Source organism: Mycobacterium sp. E342 (assembly GCF_001667665.1).
GTDB lineage: Bacteria > Actinomycetota > Actinomycetes > Mycobacteriales > Mycobacteriaceae > Mycobacterium.
On sequence record NZ_LZJM01000032.1, the window covers coordinates 20750 to 30262 of the forward strand.

General features: G+C 69.2%; 11 protein-coding genes. 10 read left to right on the forward strand and 1 reads right to left on the reverse strand.

What is annotated here, in order from left to right; all coding sequences use genetic code 11:
* Positions 1 to 30 precede the first annotated feature (30 nt).
* A complete protein-coding gene (locus A5692_RS01815) occupies positions 31 to 1389 on the forward strand; it encodes an FGGY-family carbohydrate kinase (protein ID WP_068051455.1) in 1359 nt (452 codons plus the stop codon).
* A gap of 9 nt (positions 1390 to 1398) precedes the next feature.
* Entirely contained in the window at positions 1399 to 2064 is a 666-nt protein-coding gene (locus A5692_RS01820) for a GNAT family N-acetyltransferase (RefSeq protein ID WP_068051458.1), read from the forward strand.
* Positions 2065 to 2094: 30 nt separating this feature from the next.
* On the opposite strand, the gene A5692_RS01825 is transcribed toward A5692_RS01820, so the two are convergent.
* Complete coding sequence (locus tag A5692_RS01825; RefSeq protein WP_068051460.1) at positions 2095 to 3000, reverse strand: class I SAM-dependent methyltransferase; 906 nt, start codon at positions 2998 to 3000, stop codon at positions 2095 to 2097.
* A gap of 221 nt (positions 3001 to 3221) precedes the next feature.
* Here A5692_RS01825 and secY point away from each other — a divergent pair, with 221 nt between their 5' ends.
* The 8 genes from secY to A5692_RS01865 form a co-directional block, all read left to right on the forward strand.
* Positions 3222 to 4547 (forward strand): preprotein translocase subunit SecY, encoded by a 1326-nt coding sequence (gene secY / locus A5692_RS01830; protein ID WP_055405236.1) that lies wholly within the window; start codon positions 3222 to 3224, stop codon positions 4545 to 4547.
* Positions 4544 to 5089, forward strand: coding sequence for an adenylate kinase (locus tag A5692_RS01835; RefSeq protein WP_068051462.1), 546 nt, complete (start codon positions 4544 to 4546; stop codon positions 5087 to 5089). The genes secY and A5692_RS01835 overlap by 4 nt, the downstream gene beginning before the upstream one ends.
* A gap of 2 nt (positions 5090 to 5091) precedes the next feature.
* Positions 5092 to 5892, forward strand: a complete 801-nt coding sequence (gene map, locus A5692_RS01840) for a type I methionyl aminopeptidase (RefSeq protein ID WP_068051464.1) — start codon at positions 5092 to 5094, stop codon at positions 5890 to 5892.
* A 48-nt stretch (positions 5893 to 5940) separates the two neighbouring features.
* Entirely contained in the window at positions 5941 to 6486 is a 546-nt protein-coding gene (locus tag A5692_RS01845; RefSeq protein ID WP_082962314.1) for a sigma-70 family RNA polymerase sigma factor, read from the forward strand.
* Between the two features lie 40 nt (positions 6487 to 6526).
* Positions 6527 to 7246, forward strand: a complete 720-nt coding sequence (locus A5692_RS01850) for an anti-sigma factor (protein WP_156765877.1) — start codon at positions 6527 to 6529, stop codon at positions 7244 to 7246.
* A gap of 9 nt (positions 7247 to 7255) precedes the next feature.
* Positions 7256 to 8458 (forward strand): NAD(P)/FAD-dependent oxidoreductase, encoded by a 1203-nt coding sequence (locus tag A5692_RS01855; protein WP_068051469.1) that lies wholly within the window; start codon positions 7256 to 7258, stop codon positions 8456 to 8458.
* Positions 8459 to 8481: 23 nt separating this feature from the next.
* Positions 8482 to 9048 (forward strand): DUF4389 domain-containing protein, encoded by a 567-nt coding sequence (locus A5692_RS01860; protein ID WP_068051477.1) that lies wholly within the window; start codon positions 8482 to 8484, stop codon positions 9046 to 9048.
* Positions 9045 to 9513: class I SAM-dependent methyltransferase (locus A5692_RS01865; RefSeq protein ID WP_068051471.1), on the forward strand; the 469-nt coding region annotated here is incomplete at its 3' end. The genes A5692_RS01860 and A5692_RS01865, both read left to right, overlap by 4 nt.

Genomic DNA, 9513 nt, shown 5'->3' on the forward strand with positions numbered 1-9513 from the left:
GAACCCCAATGCTGGCGTACGGTGACGCCCGTGTCACGCAAAGACGTCACAATCGGCATCGACGTCGGCAGCACCGCGGTCAAGGCGGTCGCCGCGGACGCCGACGGCCGGGTGACGGCGCGTGCGCGGATCCCGCACCAGTTGCGGGTGCCGGCGCCGAACCGGCTCGAGCACGACGCCGACGAGGCGTGGCGGCGGGGACCGTTGGCGGCGCTGGAACGGCTGGGCGGACCGGACGTCCGCGCGGTGGCCGTGTCGGCGATGGTGCCGTCGCTGACGGCCGTCGACGCCGCGGGCGTGCCGGTGACGCCGGGGCTGCTGTACGGCGACGAACGCGGCCGGACGCCGGATCAGCAGGCGCAGCCGCTGCCGGCCCTGGGCGAGGCCGCCGAGTTCCTGCGCTGGACCGCGGCGCGGGCGCCGGGCGCGGCCGGCTACTGGCCGGCGCCGGCGGTGGCCAACCACGCGCTGGCCGGCGAGTCGGTGATCGACTTCGCCACCGCGGCGACCGCCTACCCGCTGTTCGACGGGACGCGCTGGAGCCCGGAGGCGTGCGCCGAACGCGGCGCGCGGCCCGAGCAGATGCCGCAAGTCGAGAGCATGGGGGCCGCCGTGGGGCAGGTGCGCGGCAGCGGCGCCGCCCTGGCGATCGGCGCGATCGATGCGCTCTGCGAGCAGATCGTGGCCGGCGCCGACCGCGACGGCGACGTGCTGGTGCTGTGCGGCACCACCCTGATCGTGTGGACCACGCTCGGAGAAGCCCGGCAGGTGCCGGGCCTGTGGACCATCCCGCATACGGCCGCGGGCAAGAGCCAGATCGGCGGCGCCAGCAATGCCGGTGGGCTGTTCCTCGGCTGGGTTGACCGCGTGGTTGCACCGGGCGACCCCGCCGCAGCGCGGCCCGGGCGGGTGCCGGTGTGGTCGCCCTACATCCGCGGGGAGCGCACCCCGTTCCACGACCCGGATCGCCGGGCGATGCTGGACGCACTGGACCTGACCCACGACGCGGCGGCGCTCCGGCGCGCCGCCTACGAGGCGTCGGGCTTCGTGGTGCGCCAGCTGATCGAACTGAGCGGGGCGCCGGCGGCGCGCATCGTCGCCAGCGGCGGCGGCACCCGGGTCGGGCCGTGGATGCAGGCCATCGCCGACGCCACCGGGCGGCCGGTCGAGCTGTCTGCGGTACCCGAGGGCGCGGCGCTGGGTGCGGCCTTCCTCGCGCGCATGGCGGTCGGCCTGGAGACCGCGATCGCCGACGCTGCCCGATGGGCCCGCACCGAACGCGTCGTCGAACCCGACCCCGGTTGGGCGACGGCGATCGAGGATCGCTACCAGCGATTCCTGGAGCTGGGAAACCGCCGATGTAGCGCACTACCTCCCCCGGCGTTCTAGGCTGGTGCAATGACCGACCACGACCGCAAAGCCGCCCGCCGCGAAATCGCCGACGCTCTGTTGAAAGCCCTTGAGCGGCGCCATGAAATCGCCGACGTCGTGGTGGAATCCGAGAACAAGGCGGCCGCGGTCGAGGCGATCGTCCGCCTGCTCGACACCTCGCACGTCGCCGCCGAAGCGGTGATGGGCATGTCGTTCGATCAGCTCACCATCGACTCGCGCCGCAAGATTCTGGCCGAACTCGAGGACCTGAACAAACAACTCAGCTTCACCCTCGGCGAGCGTCCGGCCAGCTCGGGGGAGACCCTCGAGCTGCGGCCCTTCTCCGCCGAGAAGGACCGCGACATCTTCGCCGCCCGCACCGAGGACATGGGCGCCGCCGGTGACGGCTCGGGCGGACCGGCCGGCAACCTCGACGACGAGATCAGCGCGGCGCTCTCACGCCTCGACGACGAGGAGGCCGCCTGGTTCGTGGCCGTCGACTCGGGCGAGAAGGTGGGGATGGTGTTCGGCGAGCTGCTGGGCGGCGAGGTCAACGTGCGCATCTGGATCCACCCCGAGCACCGCAAGAAGGGTTACGGCACCGCCGCGCTGCGCAAGTCGCGCACCGAGATGGCCTGGTGCTTCCCCGCCGTGCCGATGGTGGTGCGGGCGCCGTCCGCCCGGCCGGCCTGAGCTACGGCAAAGCCAGACTTACTCCGGCGTTCAGCCCAGCGTCGCGGTGACCGCGACGATGTTGCGCAGCTGCGACGTCTCGTCGTCGGGGAAGACCAGGCCGTAATCGGCGAAGTACTCCCGTCGCTCGCGGGTGGTCACCCGCCAGCCCCGGCCGGTCAGGTAGTCCACGACATTGCTGCGCTCGCCGTCGAAGAACAGCCCCGACAGGTCGATGTCGCAACCCAGGTTGGCCCACCGCTCGTTGAACTGCTGCGCGCGTTCGGTCATCGTCCGCCCGGAGTCGCCGTGGAACTCGGTGGCCAACAAGCTGCCGGGCGCACTGAGCTCGGTGATGTTGTCGAAGAGCCGGTCCTGGGCTTCGGGCGGCAGGTACATCAGTAGGCCCTCGGCGCTCCACGATGTCGGCTGCGTCGAGTCGAATCCGCTGCGCCGCAACGCTTCCGGCCAATCGTCGCGCAGGTCGACGCTGACGGTGCGCCGGTCGGCGGTGGGCGTGGCGCCCAGCTGCGCCATCGCAGCGGTCTTGAACTCGACGACCTTGGGTTGGTCGACCTCGTAGACCACGCTGCCGGGCGGCCAGCCCAGGCGGTACGCGCGGGCGTCCAGGCCGGCGGCCAGGATCACCGACTGGCGGATGCCGTCGCGGGCGGCGTTGAGAAAGAAGTCGTCGAAGAACCGGGTGCGCACGGCGATCGAATCCGTTTCCAGCTGCAGGTCGCGTTCGCCCTCCTGCGCGTCGGCCGGGGCCACCTCGCCGTCGACCATCCGGCGGAAGAATTCCAGTCCCACTGCCCGCACCAGCGGGGCCGCGAACGGGTCGTCGATGATCGGGTCGGTGCCCTCGCTGGCCAGCGCGCGCGCCGCGGCGACCATCGTGGCCGTGGCACCGACGCTGGAGGCCAGGTCCCAGCTGTCTTGGTCAGTGCGTGTCATCCTGCTCCCATTTACTTAGCAAACGCAACGAGTCAAGAGCACTCTACGCTCAACCGCTGACGGCTTCCTGTGCGTTTATCGGTCGCCCGACGACGGGCCTGGACGGACCCACCCGGCCCAGCTGTTAGTCTCGTACACGGTTTGACGCGCGACGCCGTACGTCCTGGCCTGCGGGGTGTTGGGCGCGTAATGCAGGAGACCCCCGGCTCGCAGGAGGAAGAGTGCTTTCGGCTTTCATCTCATCGCTGCGGACAGTCGACCTGAGACGGAAGATCCTCTTCACGCTGGGTATCGTCGTTCTCTATCGGCTGGGCGCCGCTTTGCCGTCCCCCGGCGTGAATTTCCCGAACGTCCAGCAGTGCATCAAAGAGGCCAGCGGCGGCGCGGCCGGGCAGATCTATTCGCTGATCAACCTGTTCTCCGGCGGCGCGCTGCTGAAACTGACGGTGTTCGCGGTCGGGGTGATGCCCTACATCACCGCCAGCATCATCGTGCAGCTGCTCACCGTCGTCATCCCGCGGTTCGAGGAACTGCGCAAGGAAGGCCAGTCCGGCCAGGCCAAGATGACGCAGTACACCCGCTATCTGGCCATCGCGCTGGCGATCCTGCAGGCGACCAGCATCGTGGCGCTGGCGGCCAACGGCGGGCTGCTGCAGGGCTGCTCGCTGGACATCATCGCCGACCAGAGCATCTTCACGTTGGTCGTCATCGTGATGGTGATGACGGCCGGTGCGGCGCTGGTGATGTGGATGGGCGAGCTGATCACCGAGCGCGGCATCGGCAACGGGATGTCGCTGCTGATCTTCGTCGGCATCGCGGCGCGCATCCCGTCGGAGGGCAAGACCATCCTGGACAGCCGCGGCGGGGCCATCTTCGCCGCCGTCTGCGTCGCCGCCCTGGTCATCATCGTCGGCGTGGTGTTCGTCGAGCAGGGGCAGCGCCGCATCCCGGTGCAGTACGCCAAGCGCATGGTCGGCCGGCGCATGTACGGCGGAACGTCGACCTACCTGCCGCTCAAGGTCAACCAGGCCGGCGTCATCCCGGTCATCTTCGCGTCGTCGCTCATCTACATTCCGCACCTGATCACGCAGCTGATTCGCAGCGGCAGCGGCGGTGTGGGCAACAGCTGGTGGGACAAGTTCGTCGGCAGTTACCTGTCCGACCCCAGCGACCCGATTTACATCAGCATCTACTTCGGGCTGATCATTTTCTTCACGTACTTTTACGTGTCCATCACGTTCAACCCCGACGAACGTGCCGACGAAATGAAGAAGTTCGGCGGGTTCATCCCCGGCATCCGGCCGGGGAAGCCCACCGCGGATTACCTGCGCTATGTGCTGAGCCGAATCACCCTGCCGGGCTCGATCTACCTCGGCGCGATCTCCGTGCTGCCCAACTTGTTCCTGCAAATCGGTAATGGCGGAGCGGTGCAGAATTTGCCGTTCGGCGGTACGGCGGTTTTGATCATGATTGGTGTTGGCTTGGATACGGTCAAACAGATCGAGAGCCAGCTCATGCAGCGCAACTATGAAGGGTTCCTCAAGTGAGAGTCGTTTTGCTGGGACCGCCCGGGGCGGGTAAGGGGACGCAGGCCCAGAAGCTCTCCGAAAAGCTCGGTATCCCGCAAATTTCCACCGGGGAACTGTTCCGCAGCAATATCGAGAACGGAACCAAACTCGGCCTGGAGGCCAAGCGCTACCTGGACGCCGGTGACCTGGTGCCCTCGGAGCTGACCAACCAGCTCGTGGACGACCGCCTGAACGACCCCGACGCGGCCAACGGCTTCATCCTGGACGGCTACCCGCGGTCGACGGAGCAGGCCAAAGCGCTGCACCAGATGCTCGAACAGCGGGGCACCGACATCGACGCCGTGCTGGAGTTCCGCGTCTCGCAGGAGGAGCTGCTGCAACGGCTCAAGTCGCGCGGCCGCGCCGACGACACCGATGACGTCATCCTGAACCGGATGAAGGTCTACCGCGACGAGACCGCGCCGCTGCTGGAGTACTACCGCGACGAACTCAAGACGGTCGACGCCGTCGGCACGATGGACGAAGTGTTCGCCCGTGCCCTGCAAGCGCTGGGCAAGTAACCGTGAACCCGCTGGCGCGGCTGCGGAGTCGCAAAGTCGTGCCGCAGCGCACCGCCGGTGAACTCGACGCGATGGCTGCGGCGGGGGCGGTGGTGGCGGCCGCGCTGCAGGCGGTGCGGGCGGCCGCGGTTGCAGGAGTGTCGACCCTAGGCCTGGACCAGATCGCCGAGTCGGTGATCCGGGAGGCCGGCGCGGTGCCGTCGTTCCTCGGCTACCACGGATACCCCGCGTCGATCTGCGCGTCGATCAACGAGCGGGTGGTGCACGGCATCCCGTCGGCCGCGGAGATCCTGGCGCCCGGTGACTTGGTGTCCATCGACTGCGGGGCGGTGCTGGACGGCTGGCATGGTGATGCCGCGGTCACGTTCGGCGTCGGCACGCTCGACGCCGCCGACCAGGCCCTCTGCGACGCCACCCGGGAATCGCTGGAAGCCGGCATCGCGGCGATGGTGCCCGGGAATCGGCTGACCGACGTCTCGCACGCCATCGAAACGGGCACGCGGGCGGCGCGGGAGCGGCACGGGCGCGCCTTCGGGATCGTGGAGGGCTACGGCGGGCACGGCATCGGCCGGCAGATGCACATGGACCCGTTCCTGCCCAACGAGGGCTCGCCCGGCCGGGGTCCGCTGCTGGCCCCCGGGTCGGTGCTGGCCATCGAACCGATGCTGACCCTCGGGACGGGCAAGACCGTGGTCCTCGACGACGAGTGGACCGTCACCACCTCCGACGGGTCCCGTGCGGCACACTGGGAACACACCGTCGCGGTCACCGACGCCGGGCCGCGCATCCTGACCCTGCCTTAGCTGAACTAAACAGCCATTCGACTCGTATCAGAAGTCGGAGGTGATCGTGTGGCCCGTGTGGCAGGCAGTTGGAGGGCATCCGGGGCTGCCGAAGCCGCCCTGATGAAGGCGCTCTACGACGAGCACGCGGCGGTCCTGTGGCGGTACGCGCTCCGGTTGACGGGGGACGCGAGCCAGTCCGAGGACGTCGTGCAGGAGACGTTGTTGCGGGCCTGGCAGCATCCGGAGGTCGTCGGGGACACCGAGCGCTCGGCGCGGGCCTGGCTGTTCACCGTCGCCCGCAACATGATCATCGACGACCGGCGCAGCGCGCGGTTCCGCAACATCGTCGGCTCGACCGACGAGGCGGGCGCGCCGGAACGGTCCACCCCGGACGAGGTGAACGCGGCACTGGACAAACTGCTGATCGCCGACGCGATGGCGCAACTGTCCCCCGAGCACCGGGCCGTCATAGACCGGTCCTACTACCGCGGCTGGACGACCGCCCAGATTGCCGCCGACCTCGGGATCGCCGAGGGAACCGTGAAGTCGCGACTACACTACGCCGTGCGGGCGTTGCGGCTCACTCTGCAGGAACTTGGGGTCACCCGCTGAGGGCTCCGAATGCTTAAAGGGTGATGAGGAAATGGATGACATGAAAACGCCGCTTCGGGGGATTGGCGCACCGGACGACCCCTACGTGATGTGGGATGCCGCATACGTTTTGGGCTCGTTGTCGGCCAGCGAGCGACGCGAATTCGAGGCGCACCTGGCGCACTGCCCGGCCTGCCGCGAGGCCGTCGCCGACCTGAGTGGCGTGCCGGCCCTGCTGTCGCAGCTCGGCGGGGACGAGGTGGCCGCGATCCACGAGTCCGGTCCCGCGCCGGTGACGCCGGAGCTGTCGCCGCAGTTGTTGCCGTCGTTGCTGGCCAAGGTGAGCTGGCGCCGCCGCCGCACGCGAATCGTGACCTGGGTGGCCTCGTCGGCCGCGGCCGTGCTCCTGGCCGTCGGCGTGTTCGTCGGGGTTCAGGGGTATCACTCGTCGCCGTCGCCGCAGGTGGCCGCGCCGTCCGCGCCGATGGCGCAGGTGGGTACCACCCTGCTGGCCTCGACGGTGCAGCTGTCCAGCGAGCACTGGGGGACGTCCATCAACCTGCGGTGCGTGTGCCTGGCGCCGCTCAACGCCCACCACGACACCCTGGCGATGGTGGTGGTGGGTCGCGACGGCACCCAGACCCGGCTGGCGACCTGGGTGGCCGAACCCGGCCGCACCGCGACGCCCGCGGGCAGCATCTCGACGCCGGTCGACCAGATCGCCGCCGTGCAGGTGGTGGCCGCCGACAGCGGCCAGGTTCTGCTGCAGCGGTCGTTATAGGCCACTGACATGTCCAGCCACCGGCGTCCACTTCGGGCCCTGGTGGTGGGCGCCGGGGTCGGCGGCATTTCGGTGGCCAGGGGATTATTGCGAGACGGCCACGACGTCACCGTCTTCGAGCGGCGGCCGGATGTGCGGGCGGCCGGCGGCGCGGTGACGATCTGGTCCAACGGCGAGACGGTGCTTCGGCAACTGGGCGTGGAGATGGACGGGGCCGGCCAGCTGCTGCGCACGGTGCGAGCCGTGACGTCCACGGGCCGCCCGCTCGCCACGCTGGACGTGTCCGCGATCGCCGACCGGCTGGGCGCGCCCGTCCGGATGGTGCCGCGCCGGACCCTGCTGGAGCGGCTGCTGGGCGGCTTCCCGGCCGACCGCATCCGCTGCGGCGCGCACGCGATCGCGTTGGCCGGCACGCACGATGGTGTGCGCGTCGAGTTCGGCGACGGCAGCTCGGCCGACGGGGATCTGGTGATCGGAGCCGACGGCCTGCACTCGATGGTCCGCAACACAGTCGGCGGGCCCGACGCGAAGCCCACCGGCTGGTGCAGTTGGCAGGGGTTGATCACACTCCCGGAGATCCCGGACAAGGACTCCGCGCTCATGGTCATCGGCGAGCGCGGCAACCTTGGCCTGTGGCCGGCCGGGGGCTCCGAGGTGCAGTGGTGGTTCGACCTGCCGTGGTCGTGCGACTTCGTCCGGCCGCAAAGCCCGATCCAGACCATCCGGTCCCATTTCACCGGGTGGTGCGGAACCGTCGATCGGGTGCTGGCGGCCCTGACCGACGACGACCTGGCGCACTCGCCGTACCCGCATTTCCGGCATCCGATGCCGCCCGCGGGCCGCGGTGCGGTCACGTTGCTCGGGGACGCCTTCCACACGATGCCGCCCACCCTGGCGCAGGGCACCAACCAGGCTCTGCTCGACACCATGGTGCTGTGCAAGGCGCTGTCGGAGGTGCACGGCACCGGCGACGTTGCGAGCGCGTTGCGCTGGTATGAGAAGACCCGCCGGCGCAGGGTGATGGCCGTGTCCCGGTTGGCGTCGCTGCCGGTCTCGCACGGTGAGGTCGTCCTGCGCCCGGCGGCGCTGATTCCCGACCGGCTGCAGGCCCGCGCGCTGACGACGTTTCTGCGTTGGACCAGTCACCGCCGCATGTCCGGGGAGATCAGTCGAGGGGTGGGGGCAGCGACGGCCGGTCGATCCAGTCCATGAACGCTTCGGATGAATTCGTCACGGTGCGAGGCGATTTCGACGCACCGTCGCGGTGGCTCTGGCTATTGAAGTGGTGCGTACTGGCGGTTCCGCACTACCCCATATTGATCGGGCTCTATCTGATCTATCCGTTGTCCACCGTGGTCGCCGGCGTCGTCATCTTGTGCACCGGGCGGTATCCGCGGCCTCTCTTCGACTTCAACGTCGGCGTGCTGCGCTGGTCGTGGCGCGTCATGAATTTCAGGTTTCCGATGAACAGCACGGACTCCTATCCGCCGTTCACCCTCGCGTCGCGGCCCGGCTACCCCGGCGACCTGCAGGTCGAGTATCCGCAGCGGCTGAGGAATTGGGCCGTGTTGGTGAAGTGGCTGCTCGCCGTCCCGCACATCCTCCTGTGCTGGTCGATGGAGCCGCTCCTGCAACTGCTGTGCGTGATCGCCGCGGTGACACTGTTGTGCACCGGAACCATCCCTGCGGGCATGTTCGATCTCCTGCTGGGCATCGTCCGCTGGCGCTACCGGGTGGCCGTCTACGTGTCCCTGATGCGCGACGAATACCCGCCGTTCCGAATGGATCTGGGTAGTCAATGACCCGCCGGAATCCCTTGTTCCCGTACGTGTATCGGTTCGGACAGCCGGTCTTCGACCGGCTGTTCTATCACCGGTATCGGCGCGCGGCGCTGAGCAACGCGAGCGGCCGGCTGCTCATGCTCGGCCTGGGGCCCGGCACCGACTTGAGGTTCCTGCCCCCCGCGGTGACGTCGGTCGCCGCGGTGGAGCCGGAGGCGCCGTTCCGCCGGATGGCGTCCCGGCTTGCCGATCGCCACGGCATCACCGTCGACATCCTCGAGGGGACTGGCGAGTCGATTCCCTTCCCCGACAACAGCTTCGACTCGGTCCACGTCGGCCTGGTGTTGTGCTCGGTCGACGACGTGACCGCCACCCTGGTTGAGATCCGGCGTGTGCTCACGCCGGGGGGAAGGCTCGTCGTCCTCGAGCACGTGCGCGGGGAGGGCATGACGGGCCGGTTGCAGGATCTGATCCGCAAGCCGTGGT